This window comes from Mucilaginibacter rigui (assembly GCF_014773275.1).
Lineage (GTDB): Bacteria > Bacteroidota > Bacteroidia > Sphingobacteriales > Sphingobacteriaceae > Mucilaginibacter > Mucilaginibacter rigui_A.
In genome coordinates this window covers 683,373-709,320 of sequence record NZ_JACWMW010000002.1, presented here as the reverse complement: position 1 = coordinate 709,320, position 25,948 = coordinate 683,373, and the positions used below count along the sequence as shown (strand labels likewise).

The window sequence follows — 25,948 nt, the reverse complement described above, 5'->3', positions numbered from 1 at the left end:
TAATTGGTTTTTGTAGGTTCGAAGTTGAGCAGATAATGTAATTTAAGCAAATAATGTAACTCTACATTAATACATCAACCTAAAAATACTTTCTCAAAAATTTTAATAAGAAAATATAACGGCATAGCTTTCAGCATTTTACATACTATGAATAATAACATCATATACTACAAAAACTATGCACGCATAACATATACATGAAAGAGGTATGAGAGGTAATGATGTAGTGTTATAACTCGATGAGAAACTCTACCAGGTTCTTGTCGTGCTCAAGGTTAAGCTTTTTACGAAGGCGGTATCGCCGTATTTCTACCCCCCGCAATGAGATGTTTAATAATGAGGCCATTTCTTTACTGCTCATGTTCATGCGCAGGTAGGCGCATAGTTTCAAATCATTGGGTACCAGATCGGGGTGGCCATGTTTTAGTTTTTTAAAGAAGTTCTCATGTGCTTCGTTAAAACTGTTCTCAAAAACGTTCCAGTCGCGGTCATCGCTCATGCCTTCATCAATAACCTTGTGTATTTTTTTAAGCTGGTCTTCCGAGAGTTTTTTACCTGCACTATCTTTAAAGTTGTTTATCTCGTCGCTTATTTTTTGCAATAGTTCATTCTTGTAAACAATGTTCATAGCCGAGTTTGCCAACTCCCGGCTTTTACTGGCCAGGTCGGCCTGTAATTGTTCGTTCTTAATAGTTACTATATGCTGCTCGTTAGCTATAGCTTCGCGATTTAAAAACTCTTCTTTCTCGCGTTGTAACTTCTCCTGTATCTCTTGCTGGTGCCTTTTTAATTTTAAGCGATAATAGTACCTGATGATGTAGTAAATGAGTATAATGAGTAACACATAAACCGCAAGTGCAACTTTACCTGCATACCATGGCGGTAATATCTCAAACGTAAAGGTTTTAACGGCCGAGATACTTTCGTCGTTAATTTTTGCCCTTACTTTAAAATGATAGGTGCCCTGATTTAAGTTGGTAAACTCCTTTTGGCTTTGCGGGCTCCATTCGCTCCATTGTTTGGAGTAGCCTTCCAGGTAATACTGATATTTAATTTTTGCCTGTTTATAATAAGGAAGGGCGTAAGCAATACGAATGTTATTCTGATTGTACGGAATACTGATATAAATATCAGCATTATTGCTCATGTCGCTCAAAACAGCCGTTTTATCGGTTATGTTCTCTACCTTACGTATCAAAACCCCGGGCAGGGTTATTTTATTTTGTTTTAGTGCATCTTTATCATTTAGGATAACAAAGCCATCGTCAACACTTATAAGATAGGTGAGGTTGTTGATAAGGTTTATATTCTCATAGTTTTGTACCATTTGGCCGTTTAAGCTGCTAAACCGGTTCGAATCAATAGTTAGTTTGCCCGGCACCGAAAGGTCTGCAAGTGCTACCCTGCCGTGATTAATAAACCAGTATTTTTTACCAATGGCTGCAATCACTTTATTTGATGTTGCAAAGGTGTGCAGCTCTTTATTCAGTTGCTGGTATTTATAAAACCTGTCGGTAATATCATCATACACATAAAAGCCCGAATCTGACGAGAACACGATACGATTATCCAGGTTAAAAACACCTACGTTATAATTATCGGGCAGGCCCGAGCTTTTATCATAGTATTTTTGCGATATTACCTTCTTACTATCAGCACTTAGCGTAACCTTATAAATGCCTTTATAGGCATGGCTTATCCATATTTGGCCTTTGTTATCCTGCTCTACATAACGCGATGGCTCGCTGAAGCCTTCTATTTTATGGTCAAACACCCAGTTACCCGCAACATCTTTACGGTATATAAGCAACCCATTGTATACGCCCTGTATCAACTGGTTACTGTTGAACTTTTTGATTGTCCACCCGCCGCTTATAGAACTTATTTTTGTGATGGATGCACCATTAACCTGGAAGGTACCATCGTTATGCCCGCAAAGCAGTCGGCCATCCTGCAGGGATAACTCCCATACCTGCCCTTGCGAGCCCGGGATGAGTTGAAAATCGAACGACTGAAGCAGCCGTTTTGTACCCGAACTTATCCAATCACTATAAAAAAGCCCCTGGTTGGTGCCGAGGTATATTTTATTATTAAATATGATGCTGGAATAAACGGTACCAAAGCGCCCGGTTTTATCAAAGTAAAAGTATAGGGGCGAGTTTACCTCGATACGATCTATCCCGTTATCAAGCCCGGCCCAAAGGTTTTGTTCGGTATCTACATATAAACTCAGTACAGTATTATTTTGCAATCCGCTCGATTTATTGATATGTTGCACCACATTACCGGCGGTATCTATAATGATAATGCCATTTAAAATAGTACCATAAGCAATATATTTACCGGGGATGAAAGCTCCATTATTAAGCTGATAGGTTTTTAAAAAGTCATTAGCCTGGTTTTGCCACGGGCTTACCTGCTTGCCATCATAAATAAATAAACCGTTTTTGGCCGTGCCAATAAGATACTTGCCTTTTTGAAAAGGTAGCACGGATAGCACACGGCTGCCTAAAATATTACTCCCCTCTACGTAGGTAAGTTTATCATCTTTTAACTCAAACAAGCCGGCATCAACCTGCTCTACAAAATACCGGCTGCCTGTTTTAAACAGAAATAAAAATGGCTTTGGAGCCTTTATAACGTTTACTTTTCCGTTTTTGTAAACGTAAATAGAACCAAAGGATTGAAAAATAACCTTGTCTTTATCCACATAGATCTTCCAGGTTTCTTCTTTTACAGGCTGATTTTTTTTAGGGACGAGATGAATAAGCGAATTGTATTTAAGAAAACCCTTTTTATCATTTTCCCAATAGCCAAACTCACCAAAGCCACCCGAGTATATTTTACCCCTCCCATCGGCCGCCACAGAGCGTACAATAAGGCCATTGGGCATGCGGTTCAATTGCCAGTACCGGCCATCAAATGATAGCAGGCCCTCATCATTCCCAAAATACATAATACCATGCTCATCGCGCGTTACCGACCAGTTTTGGTTGCCCGACTGGTACTGCGCTTTGGTATAGTTTTGAACGTAGGGTACACCTATGCTTTTAATATCCGCCGCATGGGCTAATAGGTTCATGCAAATAAAAAAAGCAAACAGAAGGTGTTTACGCATAGATATATAACGGTACAGCTGTAATTATACGAAAGTACAATTTGCCTTTGAATTTACATTGATAGCTTATCTAACTAATCAACCAGCTGAATATTGCCTTTTTTTGCGGTATTTACCGGCTGCGGTACTTTTACATAGTAGCCTGTGCCATCATACACACGCTTGCGCGGGTGTTCTTTACAAGCATCGCTGCAGCAGCCATCCATTTTGGTACCGCATTCATCGCACTGGGTAAAATGCTCATTACATTCGGGGTTGGCACAATTGATCATTTTATGAGTGGTGGTACCGCAGTTAAAACATTTAGAGATAACAACCGGGTTAACCGTGTTCACATCAACCGAAAGGCGGTTATCAAACACATAACACTTACCCTCAAAATCTTCGCCTCCTGCTTCTTTACCATATTTGATGATACCGCCGTGTAGCTGGTAAACATCGCTAAACCCCTCGTGCAGTAACAGGGCCGATGCTTTCTCGCATTTGATGCCACCGGTACAATAGGTGAGTATCTTTTTATCCTTGTATTGGGCAAGTTGGTTTATCATAGCGGGGAAATCGCGAAAGTTCTCGATATCCAGCGTAACTGCGTTTTTAAATTTGCCTAAAGAGTGTTCGTAATTTGAACGTACATCCAATATTACCACATCATCACGGTCTTTCATGGCCAAAAAGTCTTTTGGATCCAGGTGTTTGCCGGTTTGTTTTTGCGGGTTTATGATGTTCGGGTCGCGCAGGCCCGAGTGTACTATCTCCGACTTGTAGCGGCAGTGCATCTTCACAAATGAAGGCTCTGCCACCTCGTCAACCTTAAAATCAATCCCTGCGAAACGCTCGTCGGCATGTAAAGTATCCATATAGGTTTTACATGCTTCGGCAGTGCCGGATACGGTACCGTTTAAACCCTCATCAGCAACGATGATACGCCCGGTTAGCCCAAGCGATTTACAAAATTTTAAATGATCGGCCGCAAATTGCTCGCCATCGGCTATTGTTGAATAACAATAGTAAAGTAGTGTGTTGTATTTTGTCATAACCACATTGATACCGCTGCAAACGGTGTTAAATGAGGTGCAAAGATAGTTATTTTGGGTGAATGGTGAAAGGTTGGTTGGTGAGTGGTTCTTGCAAATTCAAACCACTCTCTACTAACCCAATCAACCACTCACTACGCGTTAGCGTAATCCATAAAAAATCCTGAACCCCTGGATGTATTTGTTGTTACCCGCATACGATACTCCGTAATCAACCCGGAAAATAAGGCGCTGCACGCCTACATAAAACTCCTTATAGTTGGGGTTGCCTTTGGTGCTTAAAAAGTTGGCGCCTATAACCTCTTCCAGTTTTAGCTTCCTGATAAATGGCACCTTGCTTAATATAGATCCGGCAAAATTATGCTGGAAATGTGCTTCAAAGAATGCCCCGCTGGTGCTGTAAGTATAAAACGGCAAAAAGTGAAAACTACCGATGTAAGTAGGATCGAACGTGGTACCCTGGTTGCCTAAGTAGTGGTAGTAATCCATATAGTACAGCGTGTTATGATTAAAGAAATCGCCGGCGGTTAATTTAAAGGATGAAAAACCCGATAAGCCTATCCGCATATTGTATTGTGAGATATCTGCCGATGCAAAATCGTAGTTTACATCCGAGCCAAATGCTTTGTTAATGCCCTTACGATAGTTTAGGGTTAGCGTTGGATATTTTGATGGCAGGTTAAATTTGCCGGTAGGCCTGGTGATGTATTTTTGATCGAACGTGAGGGTTACCGATGTATTAAAGGTTAATGCCTGGTGCTGCGGGAACAGAAACGAATGATCATCGGGAGGTGTGCCCGCCGGTGCTAATGGGTTGTTAGATGTGTACTCTTTGTTTTTCACATCAAATAAATGGCCGAACGCGTTATTATACATTTGGGTACGGCTGGAGTAATTAAGCCCGCCCATCCATAAAACACCGTTGGCCAGTTCGCGCTGGTAACCAAACCCGCCAAACTGCGACCGGTAGTACTTTACATAGTTATTCTCATAAAGCAGGGTACTTAGCGTGTTAAAGTACAATGATCGCGTACCCACGTTATTCAGATCGAGCACATCGCTGCCAAAGTTTACATAAAACTTACTGTTATGGAATGGGTCGTTAAAGTACTCGGCCAGCATGTTGGCGCTAAAAAGCTTGTTGGCAAAGCCATAGCGCAAGGCCGGTGTAATGCTGTAAGAGTGCAGATCGTCTATCTTATGCGAGTAGCGTACCTTAGCATTTATACCAAACCCTTCAACCGTATTATAATAAAATGTTTGCAGAAAGGGGAAAATGTAAAGCGAATCGGTCTCGGCACGGTTACTGGCGCTATATCCAAATATAGTGTAAGTAAAATAATTGATGTTGTTTTTGGTATGTTGAATAGAATCCAGGTATATATCGGTTTTTTTATATGCCGCTATGCTATCTTTCTTTTGATAATCACGGGCCTCCTGCCGGGTTAATAGCAACGGGCGGTTGGCGTTCCAGTAGTTTGCCGTTTTAATGTTGGCTGCGGTATCTATCCGCAGTATTTCGCCGTTAAAAAAACCTTTCGGGAAGGTTGGGTTCAGTTTATAGTTATTGTAGATGGCCTCGTAATAGCCGCCAAATTTAAACCCTAATACCGATCCCTTAAAGTTTAGCTGCACCGCCGCAGGCATCCAAACACTATCCGTAATCGGGATATACTGCTGGCTTACCCTAAGGGTATCAACCAGGTTAAGGCTGCTGCGTTTATTGGTAAGCATCAGGTCGGCGCTGTACAAACGCCAATCGCCTTCTACTATGTATATATTCCCCTGGAAATATTGGCCGTTCTCGCGCCTGGGGATCACCTCAATTTTATCAACCGTACGGCCGTTTTGTATAGTGCTGCCAATAAGCTTGTAGTTGTAAAAATTAAATGCGTTTGATGCCAGTGGCGAAATATAACCGCGGGTGCTAAGCCCGTTTATTTTAAAAACATTATTGTAAAAGTTTACCTGCAGGTCTGATGCTTTGCTGTAATCAAAAGCAGTGTTTACACCCGCCTGCTTTGATGCTATGGTAACCTCGCGTACCTTATCGGGCAGTTCAAAATTAAGGTTTGATAACATCTCCGATTGATATAGTATGCCCCGCCCGTTCGAGTCCAGGTCAAGCGCCTGGGTAACCGCCTTGCTGGTTAACGATTTTGGCGAGCTTAAAAGCTTTTGCACCCCCTTTACATATACGGCGCAGCTATAACCTTTCACCTCTTCCAGGTGTGCGCGGCGCTTGTCAATAACCATGCGCATAATGGTATCGCCCGGGTCAAGGTTATCTTTCCACTTGTCAGACACCTGGCTAAATTTAAATATCTCGCTGGCCAGTTGCACGTCGTGCGCCTCGTCATGGTCGGTAATGGTAATACTTTCTGTTTGTTCCTTATACCCGGTGAAACGGTAGGTAACATTATAAGTACCGGGGCTTAACTTTAAGCGGTAACGGCCCTCTTCATTAGCCGTTGTGCCGTAAGTAGAGTTACGGATATATACCGATGTAAACGATACCGGCTCGTTCTTTGGCCCGGTAACACGCCCCGATAAGCTATACTGCTGTGCTGAAGCACCTAAAGCCGTCAGGATGAAGGAGATGAAAAGTAATTTTTTTCTCATACAGTGGTTTTACGGTAAATAGTATTTAGGCACAAAATGTTTGTTTACCTGTGTTATTTATATTAATTGTACGGCATAACCTTCAATTGCCTGTTATTGTTTAATTTTGAGGCCTTAATACGCAACATTATGTACAAAACATTGCAGCCGGTTTTACAGCAGGAGCTTGCCGATATTGAAAGCGCCGGTTTATATAAAAAAGAAAGAATCATCACATCGCCGCAGGGTGCTGATATTACAGTACAGGGTGGCCAGGAAGTGATAAACTTTTGCGCCAATAACTACCTGGGCCTCTCTGCCCATCCAAAAGTTATTGCGGCTGCCAAGGCTACTATGGATACCCATGGCTACGGTCTTTCATCCGTACGTTTTATTTGCGGCACGCAGGATATCCACAAAAAACTGGAGCAAAAGATCTCTGAATTTTTAGGCACCGAAGATACCATCCTGTATGCAGCTGCGTTTGATGCCAATGGCGGCGTTTTTGAGCCGTTGTTTAACGATCAGGATGCCATTATATCCGACGAATTGAACCATGCCTCAATCATCGACGGCGTGCGCCTTTGTAAAGCACAGCGCAAGCGTTACAAGCATGATGATATGGCCGATCTGGAAGAGCAATTAAAAGCCACCCAGGATCTTCGCCACCGTATTATTGTAACCGATGGTGCATTCTCTATGGATGGAACCATTGCCCAGCTGGACAAAATTTGCGCCCTTGCCGAACAATATAACGCTTTGGTAATGATTGACGAAAGCCATTGCAGCGGCTTTATGGGTAAAACCGGCCGCGGTACGCACGAGCACCACAACGTAATGGGTAAAATAGATATCATTACCGGCACCTTGGGTAAAGCTTTGGGTGGTGCATCGGGCGGGTTTACGTCAGGCCGCAAAGAAATTATTGACATGCTGCGCCAGCGCTCGCGCCCTTACCTGTTCAGTAACACGCTGGCTCCGGCTATTACAGGCGCCTCAATTGCTGTGCTGGATATGCTGAGCGAAACCACCGATCTGCGCGATAAACTGGAAAGCAACACCCAATACTTCCGCGAGAAAATGACTACGGCAGGCTTTGATATAAAACCGGGCGTACACCCCATTGTACCCGTTATGCTGTACGATGCCAAGCTGGCGCAGGAGTTTGCCGCCAAAATGCTGGAAGAAGGCATTTACGTTATCGGCTTCTACTATCCGGTAGTACCGCAGGGCAAGGCGCGTATACGCGTGCAGATCTCGGCCGGGCATGATGTGGAGCATCTGGATAAAGCCATAGCCGCGTTTACCAAGGTAGGCAAGGCATTAGCCGTGATTAAATAATTACACCGTATATTTGTAGTTACATTTTTTTGAAGGAATAAGTTATAATGCAATCTAAAATAGATCAATACACTGCCGAGATAAAGGCGTTTACCGCTGCAAAGGCCGATGAACTGGAAGCATTCCGTATAAAATTTTTAGGCACCAAGGGTTTAATAAAAGACCTTTTTGAGGAGTTTAAAACCGTTGGGCCCGAAGAGAAACGCACCTTTGGTAAGGTACTGAACCAGTTTAAGCAGTTTGCCGAAGGCAGGTATAACGAGATCAAAGAAAGTTTAGACTCCGGACCAAAAACCCAGGACTTAGGCCTTGACCTAACCCTGCCCGGCGATGGCTTTGAGGTTGGCTCGCGCCACCCGCTGTCGTTGGTGCGTAACGAGATCATCGATATATTTAAACGCCTTGGTTTCGTGGTGGCCGAAGGCCCCGAGATTGAGGACGACTGGCATAACTTTTCGGCGCTGAACTTCCCGCAGGAGCACCCGGCAAGGGATATGCAGGACACCTTCTTTATCCGCAAGGGCGATGGTACGGATGATATCGCCCTACGTACACACACCTCATCGGTACAGGTACGCATGATGGAGAACGGCAAACCACCGTTCCGCGCTATTATGCCCGGCCGTGTTTACCGTAACGAGGCTATCTCTGCACGTGCACATTGCTTTTTCCACCAGGTAGAGGGTTTGTATGTGGATGAGAATGTATCATTCTCCGATCTGAAACAAACGCTTTATCACTTTGTGCAGGAGCTTTACGGCGAGGGCACCAGGGTGCGTTTCCGCCCGTCGTACTTCCCGTTCACCGAGCCATCTGCCGAGATGGATATATCATGCACCATTTGTAAAGGCGCGGGCTGTAATATGTGCAAATACAGCGGTTGGGTTGAAATTTTAGGCTGCGGCATGGTTGATCCTAATGTATTGGAGAACTGCGGTATCGACAGTAAAAAATACACAGGTTTTGCGTTTGGTATGGGTATAGAACGTATCACCAACTTAAAATACGTGATCCGCGATCTGCGTTTATTCTCAGAGAACGATGTACGTTTCTTAAAACAGTTTACAACAGATATTATATAAATGAAGAATATACCGGCACTGCTTATCATTTGCCTGCTATTTTTAGGTTGCGGCAAAGGCGGAAATGTAGTGCCGGGCGTACCGGTAAACGTAAAAATTGTAAAAACAGATCCCCGTTATACTGCGCTTAACGCGCCGGGTGGCTATGTTTATGTAAATGGCGCGGGTGTTGCCGGTATTATTATTTACCGCCAGGTGGATGGCTCATACGCGGCTTACGACCGTTGCAGCAGTTACCAGCCCGAGAAACTTTGCGCTATTACGGTTGATGATAATGGCTTTACTGCTACCGACCCGTGCAGCGGCTCAAAGTTCTCACTTTCAGATGGTGGGCCCGTTAAAGCCCCCGCAACCAAATATCTCAGGTCGTACATTGTAAATACCACACAATTTGAGATATTTGTGTCAAATTAGTGAATGGAAGCCGATAAAATTAAAGATAGTATTAAGCGGGCAGCGCAGGATCTGTTCCGCAAATTCGGTTACCACAAAACCAGTGTGAACGAAATAGCCAAGCGCGCCAAAATTGCGAAGGCCACCATCTACAAGTATTTTGATAGTAAGGAAGCCGTACTGCATGTTTTGCTGATGGACTATATTAAAGTGAGTGTTGATGAACTGATCAATACCAACACAGCCGATATGGACGAGGAAGCACACCTGAGCAGCCTCATTATGAAAACCTGCCGCCTGTCATACACCGTGTGCAACGAATTTATCGGCTGGGATTTTATCCGGGAAAGCACCAACTCGCAGGATTTTTTAAAGAACCTCTCAAACGAACTGGAAGAACTGCTTGTACAATCATTTACCCAACTGCCCGGTATCCGCAAGCACGAAGGTTATCACCAGCGCATCCGTTTCCTCATTAAATGCAGCAAAAGCATTGTGTTCAGCTTCGCCTTTACCTCGGTAAGCGACAGCGATGTGCGCAAAAATTTTGTGTCTTTCCAGAAAGAGATCCTGCCTTATTTAGTGAAGGCGGCTATCCTCGTATAAAACAGAAATGTCATATCGAACGAGGTACGAGGAGATATCTTGTTCATTACACAAAGTTCGGCTGATACTGATGTAAAGAACATCCCGATACAGGTCTAAGTTTTCAACTTAGACCTGAAATAAAACAAGCTTTCAGCTTGCGGGCGCACAGTGAATATTGTTAAGCTTTCAGCTTAACTCATTTTGGGTCTAAGTTGAAAACTTAGACCAGTATTAGAGGTTTATTTTTCATGACCCGTAGGGTCTACCCTTTATCAGCCTTTCAGATGTAGAACAATGCAATATACCTACCTGCCAGGTAGATGGGTAGCCGCGATGCGGCACAAATCACATATTATTATGCCTACAAAGCGGTAGACCCTACGGGTCATGATACTGGTCTAAGTTTTCAACTTAGACCAGTATTGTCAGGGAGATTTTTATGTACACAAGGCGTTATAAACCCCCGATACAGGTCTAAGTTTTCAACTTAGACCAGAAATAAAACAAGCTTTCAGCTTGCGGGCGCACAGTGAATATTGTTAAGCTGAAAGCTTAACTCATTTTGGGTCTAAGTTGGAAACTTAGACCAGTATTAGAGGTTTATTTTTCATGGCCCGTAGGGTCTACCGCTTTGTAGCCAATGAAAAAAACAGCTTTTGCCCCGTTAGGGTCTACCCTTTATCAGCTTTTTTAAATGTAGAACAATGCAATATATTTACCTGCCAGTTAGATGGGTAGCCGCGATGCGGCACAAATCACACATTATTATGCCTACAAAGCGGTAGACCCTACGGGTCATGATACTGGTCTAAGTTGAAAACTTAGACCAGTATTGTCAGGGAGATTTTTATTGTACACAAGGCGTTATAAACCCCTCCCTGCCACCACACAATCTGCCGCCCCTCTCCGAGGAAAGAATTAAAAATCTTTCTTTTCTAAAATTTTATTTGCAACTCTCAATTTTAATAACTTACTTTGAATAACAAAGTACTTTTAAGTGAAACAAAACGAAATACAGGACGAGCTAACCTCCATCCGCAGTTTAATGGAGCGTTCCTCAAAGTTTATCTCACTCAGCGGCCTTAGTGGTGTGCTGGCCGGGGTTTATGCTTTAATTGGCGCCGGTGTTGCCTGGTGGATAACATTTGGATCTGATTATTTTGATCAGTTAAATTATACAGCCTATAACGATTCTGTTAACGGGCCACTACACGCTAACTGGCAAAAGCTCGCTTTAACCGGCATCATCGTTTTTATTGCATCAATAATTACCGGTGTGGTGTTAACCAGGCGTAAGGCTAAACAAAAAGGCCAAAGCGTTTGGGGCCGGGCAAGCAGGCAACTGCTGTTTAATTTGGCCGTGCCTTTAGTAACCGGGGCGGTGCTGGTGCTTGTTTTAATATTCAGAGGGTACTTTAGTGTTGTAGCATCAACCACCCTGATATTTTATGGATTGGCTTTAGTGAACGCGAGCAATGTTACTTATAACGACGTTAAATATTTAGGCATCATAGAAATTTTATTAGGTTTGCTGGCCGCTTTAATGCCCGGTTACGGCCTGTTGTTTTGGGCTATTGGTTTTGGCGTACTGCATATTGTTTATGGCAGCATCATGTACTTAAAATACGACCGGTGAAGATTCCATTTGAAAAACTTGATAAGGCGTTCGAGAACCGGCTGCGTTTGCAAATAATGAGTGTGCTGATGGTTAACGAGCGTTACGATTTTAACTCGTTGAAGGAGCTGCTGGATGCGTCGGACGGGAACCTGGCCTCGCACCTGAAGGCTTTGGAGAAGGAGGAGTACATTACAGTGCACAAATCGTTTTTGGGGCGCAAGCCAAATACCAATTACGAGGCCAGTGCTAAAGGTAAGCACGCATTTAAGCAACATCTTGATGCTTTGGAGCAGATCATAAAAAATCAGAAGATCTAATAACTATATTTTTTTACCCTACTACTTTGCAATTCAAAGTACTTTTAAATAAAACAATGATAGAAGAACAAAAAACAGCTTTAAGAAGCATCATGGATTGGTTCAGGGAATCGATCACCATTAAATTGGCCTTCATTGGCTTTTTGATATTGGTATTAGTGATACCATCGTCATTAATTGACGACCTGATACGTGAGCGTGCCGGCCGGCAGCAACAGGTGGCCAATGATATTGCCAGCCAGTGGTCGGGCGCGCAAACCATAAAAGGCCCGGTATTGATGATACCTTACCGTAAGAGCGTAAATTTTATGGGGACTGATAATAAACAAGGCACTAAAGAGGTAATAGAGAACCTTTACATATTACCCGAAAATTTAAATATAAAGGCTGTTTTAAGCCCTCAAAAACGTCATCGCGGCATGTTCGAGGCAGTAATATATACCTCAACCATTAAAATAACCGGTAATTTTGCCGGCGCCGATTTGGGGATGTTCTCGTTGTCGCCCGATAAACTGCTATTAGATAAAGCCCGTCTTTTATTCAGTATATCTGATCTAAAGGGATTAAAAACCAATCCAATAATTACGGCAGGGGGAATGAAATTAACTGCGCAGCCCTCATTCAGCAATGATGATTTATTTGTTAATGGCTTGCAGGCCGGGATTAATTTAAGCAGTGTAAAGGACGGTGCTTTCGACTTTAATTACACACTTGAACTTAAGGGAAGCCAATCATTAAATTTTTTACACTTAGGTAAAACTACCGATGTGGAAGTTAGCGGCAAGTGGCAAAGCCCAAGTTTTCAGGGCCGTAATTTGCCCGATGAAAGTAAGATAGATGAAAATGGATTTTTAGGTAAATGGCGCATGCTGTATTATAACAGGCCTTATCCGCAGCAATGGGTGGTTGATAACAACCTGTTCCGCATAGAAAAAAAGCAGGACGACGCATCAGTTGGTGTAAAGCTTATATTACCGGTAGATCAGTACCAAAAAATAACCCGTACCAGCAAATATGCCATACTGATAGTATTGTTAACATTTGTGTCGTTGTTCCTTACCGAGGTTATCCGCAAGCAGCGCATCCATCCGTTTAATTACGTGCTCATAGGTGCCGCTATGATCATCTATTATATCCTGCTGCTGTCGTTCTCCGAGCAGGTTGGCTACAACACTGCTTACATCATTGCATCGGTGGCAACCATAGGGCTGGTGTCTGTATTCATTGCCTCCCTGCTCAAAAACAGGGGTGCTGCAGCCTTATTTGCGCTTATCCTCTCCGTTATCTACATTTTTATTTACGTTATCATTCAACTGGAAGACCTGGCGCTAATGATAGGTAGTATCGCCCTGTTTATCATCACGGGTATGCTCATGTATTTCTCGCGCAAAATAAATTGGGATAAACCTGAATAACACATATCGCAGAGACGCGATACTTCGCGTCTCTCTTTAACACCGTATCATATTATTCATCAACACACGAAGTATCGCGTCTTAACATAAAACATCAAAACTATGCATACAAGCAATTATTGGATAGGGTATTTCCAGGCAAATGCCCGCCACAAAAGGGTTAACTGGGCCTTAGCGCCAACCATTACGCAGGATGAGATAGCAGCCGTCCTGCCATCATTACAGGCCTGGCAACTGGGCGAAACATCCGAAGGCGAACACCTCATAGCGGCTTCAACAAAATACGCCTACCGCCTTGGCGACCCGGATTATGTGGACGCCGTAAAGCTTTTCATCAAAGAAGAGCAAAAACATGGCAATAACCTGGGCCGCTATATTGATAAGATAGGGCAAAAACGGGTAAAGAAGGATTGGGGCGATACGCTGTTCCGCAAGGTACGCTACTTTAACACCAGTATGGAGTTATGGACGCTGGCCGTTATTGTGGTAGAGAGCACCGCTCAGATCTTTTACCAGGCGCTGAAGGATGCAACCCAATGCCGCTTGCTTAAAGAGATCTGTACCGATATTTTGATAGACGAAGCACCGCACATCGTTTTCCAAACCGAGCGGCTGGCCATCATCTTTGAGGGGAAATCAAATTTCTCCAAATCGTGGCGCAAGGTGGCGTACAAACATTTCTTCCATGCAACATCGCTGTTGGTTTGGTATGGCCACAAAAAGCTTTTTATGGCAGGCGGTGTAACGTTTGATATGTACGTGAAAAAGATGCAGTATAAGTATAAGAAAACCATTGCTGCTATAACAATCGCGCAGGTAAATACCCTACCTTTATATATGTAATATTATAAATATGAAATCAAACTCATTTATTTACAGTATAAAAGTGTGGCTAACCAGTGTGGCTATAGCCCCTGTGATTTATCTACTTATTGAATCGTGCCTTAAAAGGGATGATTACACAAGTATAACTGATTACATGAACGAGGAAATAAGTAAGTACGCCATGTGCGTTTTGTTTGGCGGCATATTTTCTTTACTTACATGGGTAATATTCCTTTTTATAATTAAGGGGCTTATTGCTTCCTGTCCATCGTCACGGCAGATTAAACATTTAATAGCTGTGGCAGGCATAGTGCTAACGGCAGGCACTTTTGCATTGGTAATGCCAGAAGCATTCAATGTTCATAATGAGTTCTTTTACTTAATGTTGTCCAACTGTGTGTGTATTGCAGGCGGGTCATATCTTTATAAGCTGGAAATTACCAATGTGACCCAAGCCGTGCAGACGCAATAAATCGCAGAAAAGAAATGCCCCATACGGGCTATGTAGCATAACAATTAACCGGCGTATTGCCCGTAGGGGTTACCCACAGCCAAATCTTTAATTAATTCGTGGTTTTACCATAATAGCAATTAAGGGTAGCCTCTACAAGGCAAAAAAACTTTCTTTCCATAGCTACAAAGCGGTAGAGCTTACCGGTCATTAGGAATAGGGCTGCCGAAAATATACGCGCACAGAGAGTTAAGTATAATTTAAATAAAAAATAAAATCAAAATACCGTTTTGGTTTTCGGTATAAATTTTATTATGTTTGCATAGTAAAATTTATTGCCATGAGTAGGGAATTAACAGAATTTTCAGACCTGATAGACGAGCAGTTTGACATGGAAGATACCGAACCGGATACCTTTTGGAACGACATCCTGCACTTGTTTATCTGAATCAATATCATGATTGATGCTAAAGCAGCTTGCTGCTAAGTAGATTTCTATGGCTCAAAATACCGGCACTCCGCAAATCTCTTGCTCTCTGGGAAAATCTCTGTGCCCTCTGTGGTTAAATTTACGATAGCCAAACCCCTGTCACTAAAAAATTAATAAATACGTTTAACTTTGCAGCCTGATGAGTAGATCTGCAAAAAAACCTAAGTTCTTTGAGAACGTAACCGTAATTGATATTGCCGAAGAAGGCAAAGGGGTAGGCAAAGCCGAAGATTTTGTGCTTTTTATTGAAAAAGCCGTGCCCGGCGATGTTGCAGACGTAGAGGTTTACCGTAGTAAAAAGAGCTTTGGTGAAGCCAAGATCACCAAACTTATCACCCCATCAGAATACCGTGTGCCTGCGTTTTGCGAACATTTTGGCACCTGCGGCGGCTGCAAGTGGCAACATATGACCTACGAGGCACAGCTAAAATTCAAACAAAAAGCTGTACACGATGCCTTAACCCGCATTGCCAAGATAGATGTGGAACACATGGATAACATTGTTCCCTCACCTGCCGACCGTTACTACCGCAACAAACTGGAGTACACTTTCTCAAACAAGCGCTGGCTTTACGAAGGCGAAAACCGCGAAGACGAAACGCTTGATATGAACGCCCTGGGTTTCCATATCCCCGGCAGGTTCGATAAGATCCTGAACATTAACCATTGCTACCTGCAGGCCGAGCCCTCAAACGATCTGCGGAACAGCATCAACGCCTTTGCCAAACAAAATGGCATCAGCTATTACGATGTGCGCCAGCATACCGGCGCTTTGCGTAACCTTATTATCCGTACCTCGTCTACAGGCGAGATCATGGTGATCGTGGTTTTCGCCCACGCGGATGAAGAACAGGTAAACCTGTTGATGAACTATGTAGATGCCGCCTTCCCGCAGATCACGTCGCTGTTGTACATCTTAAATACCAAGATGAACGATACCATCTTCGACCAGGAGGTTGTAGCTTGGCGCGGCCCGGAATATATACATGAGGAAATGCCTGCTGCCAATGGCAATGTGGTACGCTTTAGGGTTGGGCCAAAATCATTCTATCAAACAAACTCCATCCAGGCCCTGCGCCTGTACGAGATAACCCGCGACTTTGCAGGCTTCACCGGCGATGAACTGGTTTATGACCTGTACACCGGAGCCGGCACCATTGCCAACTTTATTGCAGGCCATGTGCGCGAAGTAGTTGGGGTGGAGTATGTGCCATCGGCCATTGAAGATGCCAGGGTAAACTCCCAGATCAACAACATCACCAATACCAAGTTCTATGCCGGCGACATGAAAGATGTGCTGGTGCACGATTTTGTGGCCGAGCATGGCAAACCCGATGTGATCATCACCGACCCGCCACGCGCAGGCATGCATGCCGATGTGGTTGCCCGCCTGATGGAAATTGAAGCCGACAAAATTGTTTACGTAAGCTGCAACGCCGCCACCCAGGCCCGCGATCTGCTGATATTAAAAGAGAAATACGACACGGTTAAAATACAGCCTGTGGATATGTTCCCGCATACCCAGCATGTGGAAAATGTGGTGTTATTAAAGTTGAAAAAATAGGCTTTTAGTCAAAAGATCCCGGTCGGAACTATTGCCGCTAAAAAAAGGCGTTTCAAGGCCGGTTAAAGGCGTTTTAAGGTCGCAAAAAAGTCAGAAAAAGTTGCTGTTTTCTTCTAAAAAGATCTGCTATCTTTAACCTTTTAGAGCCGAACACACCTCCTTTATCGTGTCGCTCACCGGCCTAAACTCAAACCCGATAGCCTGTTTAATTTTGCTGTTATCAAATTCGCGGATAACTGATGCTGCCCGGGCGCTGGTTTTATCAAGGGCGGGTGCTTTGCCGGTTATAGCGCCAATTAAAGATGCACCACGCCAGGCCAGTTCCATCATCCAGGGTTTAGCTAATGTTTTGGAGGCGGGTACACCCAGGCATCCGGCAATCTCTTCAAAAAGCTGCTTGTATGCCCTGTTTTCGGCATTAATAATGTAGCGCTCTCCACTTATAGTAGTTTCCATCAGGGCTATCATACATTTGGCTACATCCTGCACATCTACAAAGCCAATAGTGCCTTTAGTGTAAAATTTAAGGCCTTTACGTACGGTTTCAAAGATCTGCCCGCTGCCGGTGGTGCCTGCGCTGGCGCCTATAATAATAGTTGGGTTTACAATAACGGCGTCCAGTCCTTCGGCAATGCCGCGCCACACCTCCATTTCGCTTTCCAGTTTTGATATGGCGTAACCATCGGTTTCTGTTGATGAATCCAGGTGATGGTTCTCAGTGATCATCTCGCCGGGCTTGGCCTCGCCCACGGCAGCAACCGAGCTGGTATGTACCATGCGGATGTTCCGCTCGTTACACAGGTCTACCAAATTGGCAGTGCCGCGCACATTGGTACGGATCATCGGTTCTTTATCGGCCTGTTTTAGTGATACAAAGGCAGCACAGTTATAAACCTGCGTTATGCCATCCAGTGCATCTTCAAGCGCGGTGGCGTCCATCAGGTCGGCATTTACCCAGTCAATTTTTGCAGCGTAAGGCTGTAGTATTTGGGGGATAGTTGACGACGCACGCTTAGTGCAACGGATACGGTTTCCACGCAGGATAAGCTCCTTCGCTAATTCGGCCCCTAAAAAACCTGTTGCACCGGTTACTAAAATCATATGCAAATCTGCAAAAAATCCGCACATTTGCACATCAGCATATCTGCAGATCAAAAAATATGTCTCTATCCGATTTTTTCACTCCAATAGATCTTAAAAAGATCACCCCAAAGAATGGATATTTTACCAGCCAGCTTGGCGATAAGATTGAACATTACTCGGTTGACTTCCCCGACCTGGAACAAAAAACGGATATCGCTATTATTGGTGTGCTTGATGATCGAAACGCCATAAACAACCCCGGCTGCGCTTTAGGGCCCGATTACGTGCGCGAAAAACTTTACCAGTTAAACGAAGGCGGTTATACTACAAAAATTGCCGATTTAGGTAATATTGCACGTGGCGAAACGGTTGTTGACACCTATTACGCGCTTAAAACCGTGGTTGAGGAGTTGATCAAAAAGGATATTATCCCGGTCATCATCGGTGGCGGGCAGGATCTTACCTATGCGCAATACCTGGGCTACGAAACCCTGGAGCAAAAGGTGGATATGCTGGTGGTTGATTCGCAGTTCGACCTGGAGGACGATGGCTTTCACGAAACTATCGAAACCTCCTCTGCATCGTACCTTAACAAAATATTTTTGCACGAGCCTAACTACCTGTTCAATTACAGTAACATGGGTTACCAAACCTATTTTGCCAGCCAGGAGAGTTTAAGGGTGATGGAGAAGCTTTATTTTGATGTACACCGCCTTGGCGAACTTACCCAAAACATAGCCGTAGCCGAACCGATTATCCGTAATGCCAATATGGTAAGCTTTGATATGGGCGCCATTCGCTCGTCGGACGCGGTTGGTAATGCCAACGCTAAGCCAAACGGTTTTTATGGCGAGGAGGCCTGCCAGATTTGCCGCTATGCCGGTTTTAATGATAAACTGAGCTCGATAGGGTTTTACGAGTTTAACCCGGCCTTTGATAACAACGGCCAAACAGCCATGCTGCTATCGCAGATGATATGGTATTTTATAGATGGTTTTTATAACCGCAAACGCGATTACCCGCTTAACCCAAAATCTCAATACCTTATTTACAAAACCAGCCTTAAGCACGATGAGCATGAGCTTGTGTTTGTAAAAAGCAAAAAAAGCGACCGCTGGTGGATGCAGGTACCTTACCCAACAGGCGGCTCCAAGAACGAACGTTTTCATTTAGTGCCTTGCCGTTATGAGGACTATAAAACCGCAGTATCAGGCGAAATGCCCGACCTTTGGTGGCGCACCTATCAAAAATTGAACTAATTGGCAATTGATTAGGCGTTTACCCGTTATAGATACTTTACTGATAAATTTAAATGAAGAGATTTTTTTTCGTGATAGCGGCATTTTTGCCTGCAATTGCATTCGCGCAAAACGCGCAGCCCTTTACTGTAAAAGCCAAACTGACTAATATTAAGGGCCCCGCTACAGCATACCTGGTTTATTATTTAGGCGCAAACAGCGTAACCGATTCATCAACCGTTAGTAATGGCGAGTTTAAGTTTGATGGTGTGGTAATGGATCCGGTGAGCGCGTCCTTATTCATAGATCATAAAAACCTGGGGTTTGATAAATATGTTGCCCAGAATTTCTCGGATGGGGGGCCATCTAAAACTGCCGATGGGTTAAGCTTTTTCCTGGAAAAAGGCACCCTCATAGTTATCGGTAAAGATTCTATCGCCACTGCTGATATTACCGGATCAGCTATTAATGATGATAATAAGAACCTTAAAGCCCAGCTAAAAATAATTTTAGATAAGGCACAGCAAATAACCCTTGAAGGGAAAAAGGCCACTGCTGAGCAGCAACGGTCGGCCTCCTTCCAAAACGCTATGCAAGCCAAATATAAAGTACTGCAGGGCGAACAAAAAACAGTGCTTAAAAACTTTATTAACACACACCCGGCAAGCTATATCAGTTTATTAGCGCTATCAAGCGTTAGCGGGCCAACTCCTGATGTAGCCGAAGTTGGCCCGTTATACGACCAGCTTTCTGATGATCTTAAAAAAACAGAGGGGGGCAAGCAATTAAAATTATCTATTGATGCGTTAAGATTAACCGCAATTGGCGCCATGGCGCCTGATTTTTCACAAAACGACGTAAATGGTGTACCTGTACAGTTATCATCTTTCCGAGGTAAATATGTACTGATAGATTTTTGGGCATCATGGTGCGGCCCCTGCAGGCAGGAAAATCCTAACGTGGTAAAAATTTATAACAAGTACCGGGGCAAGGGTTTTACCGTGCTTGGTGTATCCTTAGACAGGCCCGATGGTAAAGCCGCATGGCTGGCTGCCATAAAGAACGACGGGCTTACCTGGACACAGGTATCCGACCTGAAATATTGGAATAACCTTGCCGCCACTTTATACGGGGTACAATCTATCCCTCAAAACTTTTTAATAGACCCACAAGGAAAAATTGTTGCAAAAGGCTTGCGTGGTGATGATCTGGATAGCACGTTAGAAAAGTTACTCGGAAAAATTTGATTTCCTGATAATTAATTTGATATTGGTGCTTTAAAAAAACTGACCATCATGATGAAAAAGATATTATTAAGCGCCGTTGCGCTTTTGCCGGTGTTGGCGTTTGCACAGGATACTAAATTTACCGTTCAGGGAAAGGTAGGTGTATATAGCGCCCCTGCCAAAGTATACCTCCAATACAGAAACGCGGGTAAAACCATTGTAGATTCGGCCGTTCTAAATAACGGGGAGTTTAAATTTACCGGCACACCCGGCGCTGCTCCTGCTCAGGGATATTTATTACTGAATGATAAAGGCACCGGTTTAAATAGCTCACGCGATTATAAATCAATTTACATTGAACCGGGCACAATAACCGTTAAAAGTGCAGATGTACTGGAAAAAGCTAACGTTACCGGAACAAAAACCAATATTGAGAACGAGCAATTCCAGGCAGCTTTAAAGCCTGTGAGTGATGGTTATGCAGCCATGGAAGCTAAAGAAAAAGCAGCTACCGACGAGCAAAAGCAATCGGCAGCATTTATTAAACAAAGCAAAGCCGATGAAAAAGCCATTGATGCGCAAGAAAAAGCTATAACTAAAAAATTTTTACAAGAACACCCCGACTCTTACGTTAGTTTAAATTCATTACAGAGCTTTGCATACAGTGCTGATTATGCCGAGATAGAACCTTTATACAATGGCCTTTCTGCAGCGATAAAAGAATCGGAAGGCGGTAAGGCATTTGGAGTGATGATGCCTAAACTTAAAGCCGTGGCTTTGGGCGCAACAGCTCCTGAATTTGCCGAGGCTGATACAGCAGGTAAAATGGTTAGCCTGGCATCTTTCCGCGGTAAATATGTGCTAATTGATTTTTGGGCCTCATGGTGTGGCCCTTGCCGCCGCGAAAACCCAAATGTGGTAAAAGCATACAATGCGTATAAAAATAAAAACTTCACCATTTTAGGTGTATCGTTAGACAGGCCAAATGCTAAAGAAGCATGGTTAAAAGCTATCCATAAAGATGGGCTAACCTGGACACAGGTCTCTGATCTGCAATTCTGGAAAAGCAAAGCTGCCGATCTTTATGCTGTACGTGGCATCCCTCAAAACTTTTTGTTAGACCCCAATGGCAAGATCATCGGTAAAAACCTCCGGGGCGATGATCTGGACGACAAGCTTGCCGAACTGTTTGGTAAGATATAAAATTAAAGCCCGGTGTAACTAACCGGGCTTTTTGCTTACACGACTATTTAGATACCTGTTTCTATAATGCCGACGACTTTCTGTTTAACAAGGTGCGTGTAACAAAAATACATCTATAAAAACACAACCGCTTTTTTAGCATTTGTATTAGTATAAGTATGAAAGCTAAAAACAATGCCTCTATTTACAGCGCGCTTACGGCCAACCTGCTTATTGCGGTAACTAAATTTATTGCAGGTGGGGTTACCAACAGCTCGTCTATGATATCCGAGGGCATCCACTCCATGGTTGACACTGTAAACCAGGTACTATTGCTCTATGGCTTAAAACGCAGCCACAAAGCCCCCGATAGTTTAAGGCCCTTTGGTTACGGTAAGGAGCTTTATTTCTGGTCGTTCATTGTATCTATATTGATATTTGGCCTGGGTGGTGGTATCTCTATTTACCAGGGCATTCAGCATATTATAAAACCCGAGCCTGTAACCAACCCACTGTGGAATTACATTGTACTGGCTTCATCAGCGTTGTTTGAGGGCACCTCACTGGTTATCGCTATAAAAGAATTTGATAAGCTGCGCAATGGGCAAACCTGGTGGGCTGCCATTGTTAAAAGTAAGGATCCATCCAGCTTTTTGGTGTTGTTTGAGGATGGCGCAGCGGTGCTTGGCTTACTCATCGTATTTGTATTTATGTATATAGGCCATAATTACGACATGCATTACATGGATGGTGTAGCGTCTTTATTGGTAGGCCTGCTGCTTGTTGGGGTATCTGCCATTCTGGCAAGGGAAAGCCGCAGCCTGCTGATGGGTGAAGGCATAGCACCTATAACGCAGCATAAAATAAGGTTACTTGCCGAGAAGGATGAAGCCGTGATACGCGTGGTGAATGTATTATCTACCTACCAGGCGCCCGATGATGTAGTGTTGATGCTTATAGTAGAGTTTGAGCACGATATTGATACAGAAGATATTACAGCATCCATAGAGCGGATCAGAACAGCCATTAAAACTGTGTTCCCGCTTATTAAGCTTGTTTTTGTACAACCCCAAACCTATACACGTATCCCCAACAATTTATTCGACGTAAAAAAGCCCTGAACAATTAAATTCAAGGCTTTTGTATTGAGTTGTCTATGCTAACCGGCACGTGTCAACTGCAATATATATTCATTTACTTAGGCAAATATTATTGCACATAGTTGTTATTCTGTATTAGTGTCAGCACAACTTTACAAGCCGTTTCTTTCTTCCAGCGCGCTATTAACCAGGCAATAAAGCTCAATGTGAAGATATCGTTATTTTCAGCCTTGCCGGGCAAGGTTAAAATCTCCCTTCTATACGCCAAATCAAAAGCCACATCGGGTTTTAGCAGGTATTTTTCAACCAAGCCCAGATATGATAGCACGCGTTCTTCAGACGTTTTCAGCAGATACTTCTTATACCGGCGCCGGAAGCTGGCTATCCGGGACATGGCAAGCTCGATGTTAGAGAACTGTGCATGGACCAGAATTTCCATCAGATTTTTTCGAATGGTCCATAACATGCCCATTCTTTTTTCGTACCAGGCATCGGTGCGCATTAGTAATTTTAGCTGTTTTAAACTTCCCCGGTCATTACACAGGGCTAAAACCATGGTCAGGCATATTCGTAAATCCTCTACATCTTCGGGCTTAGACGCATGCTTTGTATTAGAGAGCGATTCCTGCAATAGCGAGATCGCATCTAAAGAAGAGCCCGTAAAGAACAAGTTGAGCGCAGATAGTAACTGATAGCGTAAATAAAACAACGTATAATAACGACTATCCGTCACCATCAGCTCCATCATTTCCTTAAGATAATATACACTCTTTGCAAAATCTTTTCGCCGTAAATGAAAGTTTGCCAAATAATACAGGATGGATATATGGTAAAAAAGATAAGCCGGCTTTTTATCCGCCTGTTTTATAAACTGATTCGTCCGGTTGATATAGCGCTCTATCAATCCATAATTTTGCTGTATGGCCGCGTATTCATTCGCAATGAAAAGAATTTGGTAAATGGACTTATAAGTCATCAGGTCCTGTTCGGAAATTTTGTATTTCCGGATCGTCGTTAGCATCAGGGCGGTTAAATTAACTACCTTCCCCTTCAGTTGTATCTCTTGCAGTTCCTGCCGTAAAAAGGCGTAGGCCATATTGAGTTTGGCCTCGCGTACCATATGCGCCTGGTTTCCCAGAAAGCGCGAGGTCAAAGTATCAAGCTCTTCAGCTCCCGGCAAATGGGCATACTGCAGTTTTAATAGCAAAATCTCGTTCAGCAGGTTAAACTGCTCCAAATGGTCGGCCAGCCGCTCGGCCTTATCTAAACATTTAAATGCTATCTTAAACACATCGTTTTCTAATAGAAAACGACCTACAACCACCAGGCGCAACGCCTCATAGGTATCAGAACTGTTGCTTTCAAAAGCTTTCTGAGATAAAAATAGCAGTAAATTATCCTGCAGCCTTTTACGTAAAGCATGGTATGCATCATTGTTTTTCTCCGGTTCGTAAAGCTTATTTAAGCCATTTATATCGTCAGTTTCTATCAAATCGAGCAACTGCAAATTTTTCACATCGCCTCTTTTGTTTTTCCGCTGTAAAAACTTCCTGAAAAGCTTCTTATCGGCAGTATTGAGTAATTTGATTAACTCCTGAATTGAGTCCATGATGATATATTATATGCATATAAAAGTATGATTTTCAGAAAATATATCGTCAGTAATTTTCAAATTCTGCTTTTTCCAGGTCTGTTATACAACCGACATTTGCTTTCATATTAATTACTAAAACAAAAAAATATGGAATCGCTACAACACAGAACAGAAGAAAATTCACCTATCATCAAACATGGTGATAATGTTAGAAACCCGTTTAAACCAACAGCCGCATTTATAGGGGCCTCCTGGTTTGCCTTATTAACAGGGGTGGTGGGATATTGCATCGGCTTATGGAATGCAAGTATGGAGTTGAACGAAAAAGGCTATTATTTCACCATTTTATTATTTGGCTTATTCGCCGTGATCTCTGTACAAAAAAGCGTCAGGGACCGGGCAGAAGGACTTGTAGTTACGGATCTGTACTATGGCCTAAGCTGGTTTGCTACTATAGCGGCAATGGTACTGTTAACGATTGGCCTGTGGAATGCAGATCTGGCCCGAAGCGAAAAGGGCTTTTACGCCATGGCATTCTGCCTTAGCATGTTTTCGGCCATTGCCGTACAAAAGAATACCCGCGACGCAAAACTGATCGACGATAAAGAGCTGTAACGTAGCGGTTACCACCCCGCAGTTCCTTGCCTGGCAAGCCTGCGGGGTTTATTATTATTAGTCAATGGCTATTGGCTTATTTTTAGACTATAGCCATCGTTAAACCCTGTAAAGTCTGTTTTTAACCGCCTGGATAAAACATTAAGCGTTTCGCCTTGCCTGCTTACTTCGAGATAGTGAAAATCCGGTTTATAATCTCCTGAGATATCGGGCATTTGCACGTTTTTAGCCCGCAGTGGCTGATGAAGGCCACCACCACCGCCAATTACAAGGAAATTCTTTCCCTGGATCTTAAAATTCTCAAAGTTGTGTGAATGCCCGGAAAGGAACAGTACCGCTTTTTTTGATTTGATGAACGGCTGCACAAAGCTTTGCCTTACAGCTTCTGAAGGGTTTACAATAGTGCTGTTTGTATACGGCGAATGATGGCATCCAACAATGATCATTTTTACTGCCGCTTCGGTATCCAGTGCATTTAATTTAGCCTCATACCACTCGTTTTGCCGGGCAATCTCTGTTACAGACATTGCTGCGAAATTAGAATTCAGCAATATTACCGCTACAGAATCAACTATTTCTGTATACCCGGAGGGGTCGTAGGCGGGAAAGCGCTTTATAAAATTGCGTATCCCTTTTTTAGAATTGAACATTACTTCGTGGTTCCCCAATGTGGCATAAACGGGAATAGAATCCTTAACTAACTGGCTAATGTAATTATCGATATTTCTCCAGGCCTTTTTGCTTTTGCCAAGCGAAACAACATCACCCAAAATAAAAAAAGCTTTTGGGCGCAGGCTATCTACATCTTTAAAGATCATTTTTGTTGCCAGTAAATTATGATTGGCTTTGAGCCATAGCTTCTCTACCCACATTGGTTCCTGCGTATCGCTGGCAAAAGCGATAACCTGATTTTTATTTTGCGCGGTTATTATCGGCACAAAACCCATTAGTAATATGCATAGGCACAAGAGGCGTTTCATGTATTAAGAACGCAAATTTCAGAAGGTTAGTTTTAGGGGGATTAATGATGTGGTTACTTGTTATAATTGCTGCCGAAAAAATAACTTTACAAG

The 25,948-nt window shown here is 43.3% G+C and carries 21 protein-coding genes; 15 read left to right on the top strand and 6 right to left on the bottom strand.

What is annotated here, in order from left to right:
* Positions 1 to 229: 229 nt before the first annotated feature.
* The 3 genes from IDJ75_RS10290 to IDJ75_RS10280 form a co-directional block, all read right to left on the bottom strand.
* On the bottom strand, positions 230 to 3,082 hold the full coding sequence (locus tag IDJ75_RS10290; protein WP_224746556.1) for a ligand-binding sensor domain-containing protein: 2,853 nt from the start codon (positions 3,080 to 3,082) through the stop codon (positions 230 to 232).
* A 110-nt stretch (positions 3,083 to 3,192) separates the two neighbouring features.
* Positions 3,193 to 4,152 carry an oxygen-dependent tRNA uridine(34) hydroxylase TrhO gene (gene trhO, locus IDJ75_RS10285; RefSeq protein WP_191175532.1) on the bottom strand — a complete coding sequence of 320 codons (960 nt, stop codon included), beginning with the start codon at positions 4,150 to 4,152 and terminating at the stop codon, positions 3,193 to 3,195.
* A gap of 141 nt (positions 4,153 to 4,293) precedes the next feature.
* Positions 4,294 to 6,774 carry a DUF5686 family protein gene (locus IDJ75_RS10280; RefSeq protein WP_191175531.1) on the bottom strand — a complete coding sequence of 827 codons (2,481 nt, stop codon included), beginning with the start codon at positions 6,772 to 6,774 and terminating at the stop codon, positions 4,294 to 4,296.
* 129 nt (positions 6,775 to 6,903) lie between these two features.
* On the opposite strand from IDJ75_RS10280, the gene kbl reads away from it, so the two are divergent.
* The 10 genes from kbl to rlmD all read left to right on the top strand — a co-directional run bounded on the left by kbl (position 6,904) and on the right by rlmD (position 16,837).
* A complete protein-coding gene (gene kbl, locus IDJ75_RS10275; RefSeq protein WP_191175530.1) occupies positions 6,904 to 8,094 on the top strand; it encodes a glycine C-acetyltransferase in 1,191 nt (396 codons plus the stop codon).
* Between the two features lie 47 nt (positions 8,095 to 8,141).
* Positions 8,142 to 9,176 (top strand): phenylalanine--tRNA ligase subunit alpha, encoded by a 1,035-nt coding sequence (pheS, locus tag IDJ75_RS10270; RefSeq protein WP_191175529.1) that lies wholly within the window; start codon positions 8,142 to 8,144, stop codon positions 9,174 to 9,176.
* Positions 9,177 to 9,590: a Rieske (2Fe-2S) protein gene (locus IDJ75_RS10265; RefSeq protein ID WP_191175528.1), complete on the top strand. Its 414-nt coding sequence runs from the start codon at positions 9,177 to 9,179 to the stop codon at positions 9,588 to 9,590.
* 3 nt (positions 9,591 to 9,593) lie between these two features.
* Positions 9,594 to 10,175, top strand: a complete 582-nt coding sequence (locus IDJ75_RS10260; RefSeq protein ID WP_191175527.1) for a TetR/AcrR family transcriptional regulator — start codon at positions 9,594 to 9,596, stop codon at positions 10,173 to 10,175.
* Positions 10,176 to 11,154: 979 nt separating this feature from the next.
* The gene (locus tag IDJ75_RS10255) at positions 11,155 to 11,793 is read left to right on the top strand and encodes a hypothetical protein (RefSeq protein WP_191175526.1); all 639 of its coding nucleotides are present in this window, start codon (positions 11,155 to 11,157) and stop codon (positions 11,791 to 11,793) included.
* The gene (locus IDJ75_RS10250; RefSeq protein WP_317173758.1) at positions 11,790 to 12,092 is read left to right on the top strand and encodes a winged helix-turn-helix domain-containing protein; all 303 of its coding nucleotides are present in this window, start codon (positions 11,790 to 11,792) and stop codon (positions 12,090 to 12,092) included. Before IDJ75_RS10255 ends, IDJ75_RS10250 begins: the two co-directional genes overlap by 4 nt.
* A 56-nt stretch (positions 12,093 to 12,148) precedes the next feature.
* A complete protein-coding gene (gene creD, locus IDJ75_RS10245) occupies positions 12,149 to 13,507 on the top strand; it encodes a cell envelope integrity protein CreD (protein ID WP_191175525.1) in 1,359 nt (452 codons plus the stop codon).
* Positions 13,508 to 13,609: 102 nt separating this feature from the next.
* Positions 13,610 to 14,350, top strand: a complete 741-nt coding sequence (locus IDJ75_RS10240; RefSeq protein WP_191175524.1) for a ferritin-like domain-containing protein — start codon at positions 13,610 to 13,612, stop codon at positions 14,348 to 14,350.
* A 136-nt stretch (positions 14,351 to 14,486) separates the two neighbouring features.
* Complete coding sequence (locus IDJ75_RS10235; RefSeq protein ID WP_191175523.1) at positions 14,487 to 14,804, top strand: hypothetical protein; 318 nt, start codon at positions 14,487 to 14,489, stop codon at positions 14,802 to 14,804.
* A 608-nt stretch (positions 14,805 to 15,412) separates the two neighbouring features.
* On the top strand, positions 15,413 to 16,837 hold the full coding sequence (gene rlmD / locus IDJ75_RS10230; RefSeq protein ID WP_191175522.1) for a 23S rRNA (uracil(1939)-C(5))-methyltransferase RlmD: 1,425 nt from the start codon (positions 15,413 to 15,415) through the stop codon (positions 16,835 to 16,837).
* A 132-nt stretch (positions 16,838 to 16,969) separates the two neighbouring features.
* Here the strand turns inward: rlmD and IDJ75_RS10225 are convergent, their stop codons facing one another.
* The gene (locus IDJ75_RS10225; RefSeq protein WP_191175521.1) at positions 16,970 to 17,938 is read right to left on the bottom strand and encodes an NAD-dependent epimerase/dehydratase family protein; all 969 of its coding nucleotides are present in this window, start codon (positions 17,936 to 17,938) and stop codon (positions 16,970 to 16,972) included.
* 59 nt (positions 17,939 to 17,997) lie between these two features.
* On the opposite strand from IDJ75_RS10225, the gene IDJ75_RS10220 reads away from it, so the two are divergent.
* The 4 genes from IDJ75_RS10220 to IDJ75_RS10205 all read left to right on the top strand — a co-directional run bounded on the left by IDJ75_RS10220 (position 17,998) and on the right by IDJ75_RS10205 (position 22,687).
* Positions 17,998 to 19,179, top strand: coding sequence for a formimidoylglutamase (locus tag IDJ75_RS10220; protein ID WP_191175520.1), 1,182 nt, complete (start codon positions 17,998 to 18,000; stop codon positions 19,177 to 19,179).
* Between the two features lie 53 nt (positions 19,180 to 19,232).
* The gene (locus IDJ75_RS10215; RefSeq protein WP_191175519.1) at positions 19,233 to 20,405 is read left to right on the top strand and encodes a TlpA disulfide reductase family protein; all 1,173 of its coding nucleotides are present in this window, start codon (positions 19,233 to 19,235) and stop codon (positions 20,403 to 20,405) included.
* A 48-nt stretch (positions 20,406 to 20,453) separates the two neighbouring features.
* Positions 20,454 to 21,587 carry a TlpA disulfide reductase family protein gene (locus IDJ75_RS10210; protein ID WP_224746555.1) on the top strand — a complete coding sequence of 378 codons (1,134 nt, stop codon included), beginning with the start codon at positions 20,454 to 20,456 and terminating at the stop codon, positions 21,585 to 21,587.
* Positions 21,588 to 21,745: 158 nt separating this feature from the next.
* Entirely contained in the window at positions 21,746 to 22,687 is a 942-nt protein-coding gene (locus IDJ75_RS10205) for a cation diffusion facilitator family transporter (protein ID WP_191175518.1), read from the top strand.
* A gap of 88 nt (positions 22,688 to 22,775) precedes the next feature.
* Here IDJ75_RS10205 and IDJ75_RS10200 read toward each other — a convergent pair whose 3' ends face one another.
* Entirely contained in the window at positions 22,776 to 24,275 is a 1,500-nt protein-coding gene (locus IDJ75_RS10200; protein WP_191175517.1) for a hypothetical protein, read from the bottom strand.
* A gap of 132 nt (positions 24,276 to 24,407) precedes the next feature.
* Between IDJ75_RS10200 and yiaA the strand changes: the two genes are divergently transcribed.
* Positions 24,408 to 24,875, top strand: coding sequence for an inner membrane protein YiaA (gene yiaA / locus IDJ75_RS10195; RefSeq protein WP_191175516.1), 468 nt, complete (start codon positions 24,408 to 24,410; stop codon positions 24,873 to 24,875).
* A gap of 68 nt (positions 24,876 to 24,943) precedes the next feature.
* On the opposite strand, the gene IDJ75_RS10190 is transcribed toward yiaA, so the two are convergent.
* Positions 24,944 to 25,855: a metallophosphoesterase family protein gene (locus tag IDJ75_RS10190; RefSeq protein ID WP_191175515.1), complete on the bottom strand. Its 912-nt coding sequence runs from the start codon at positions 25,853 to 25,855 to the stop codon at positions 24,944 to 24,946.
* Between the last annotated feature and the right edge of the window lie 93 nt (positions 25,856 to 25,948).

Excerpts from the sequence above, each read along its gene's own strand:
- IDJ75_RS10290 (WP_224746556.1), bottom strand. The coding sequence starts at position 3,082 with ATGAACCTATTAGCCCATGCGGCGGATATTAAAAGCATAGGTGTACCC.
- trhO (WP_191175532.1), bottom strand. The coding sequence starts at position 4,152 with ATGACAAAATACAACACACTACTTTACTATTGTTATTCAACAATAGCC.
- IDJ75_RS10280 (WP_191175531.1), bottom strand. The coding sequence starts at position 6,774 with ATGAGAAAAAAATTACTTTTCATCTCCTTCATCCTGACGGCTTTAGGT.
- kbl (WP_191175530.1), top strand. The coding sequence starts at position 6,904 with ATGTACAAAACATTGCAGCCGGTTTTACAGCAGGAGCTTGCCGATATT.
- pheS (WP_191175529.1), top strand. The coding sequence starts at position 8,142 with ATGCAATCTAAAATAGATCAATACACTGCCGAGATAAAGGCGTTTACC.
- IDJ75_RS10265 (WP_191175528.1), top strand. The coding sequence starts at position 9,177 with ATGAAGAATATACCGGCACTGCTTATCATTTGCCTGCTATTTTTAGGT.
- IDJ75_RS10260 (WP_191175527.1), top strand. The coding sequence starts at position 9,594 with ATGGAAGCCGATAAAATTAAAGATAGTATTAAGCGGGCAGCGCAGGAT.
- creD (WP_191175525.1), top strand. The coding sequence starts at position 12,149 with ATGATAGAAGAACAAAAAACAGCTTTAAGAAGCATCATGGATTGGTTC.
- IDJ75_RS10240 (WP_191175524.1), top strand. The coding sequence starts at position 13,610 with ATGCATACAAGCAATTATTGGATAGGGTATTTCCAGGCAAATGCCCGC.
- IDJ75_RS10235 (WP_191175523.1), top strand. The coding sequence starts at position 14,487 with ATGAACGAGGAAATAAGTAAGTACGCCATGTGCGTTTTGTTTGGCGGC.
- rlmD (WP_191175522.1), top strand. The coding sequence starts at position 15,413 with ATGAGTAGATCTGCAAAAAAACCTAAGTTCTTTGAGAACGTAACCGTA.
- IDJ75_RS10225 (WP_191175521.1), bottom strand. The coding sequence starts at position 17,938 with ATGATTTTAGTAACCGGTGCAACAGGTTTTTTAGGGGCCGAATTAGCG.
- IDJ75_RS10220 (WP_191175520.1), top strand. The coding sequence starts at position 17,998 with ATGTCTCTATCCGATTTTTTCACTCCAATAGATCTTAAAAAGATCACC.
- IDJ75_RS10215 (WP_191175519.1), top strand. The coding sequence starts at position 19,233 with ATGAAGAGATTTTTTTTCGTGATAGCGGCATTTTTGCCTGCAATTGCA.
- IDJ75_RS10210 (WP_224746555.1), top strand. The coding sequence starts at position 20,454 with ATGATGAAAAAGATATTATTAAGCGCCGTTGCGCTTTTGCCGGTGTTG.
- IDJ75_RS10205 (WP_191175518.1), top strand. The coding sequence starts at position 21,746 with ATGAAAGCTAAAAACAATGCCTCTATTTACAGCGCGCTTACGGCCAAC.
- IDJ75_RS10200 (WP_191175517.1), bottom strand. The coding sequence starts at position 24,275 with ATGGACTCAATTCAGGAGTTAATCAAATTACTCAATACTGCCGATAAG.
- yiaA (WP_191175516.1), top strand. The coding sequence starts at position 24,408 with ATGGAATCGCTACAACACAGAACAGAAGAAAATTCACCTATCATCAAA.
- IDJ75_RS10190 (WP_191175515.1), bottom strand. The coding sequence starts at position 25,855 with ATGAAACGCCTCTTGTGCCTATGCATATTACTAATGGGTTTTGTGCCG.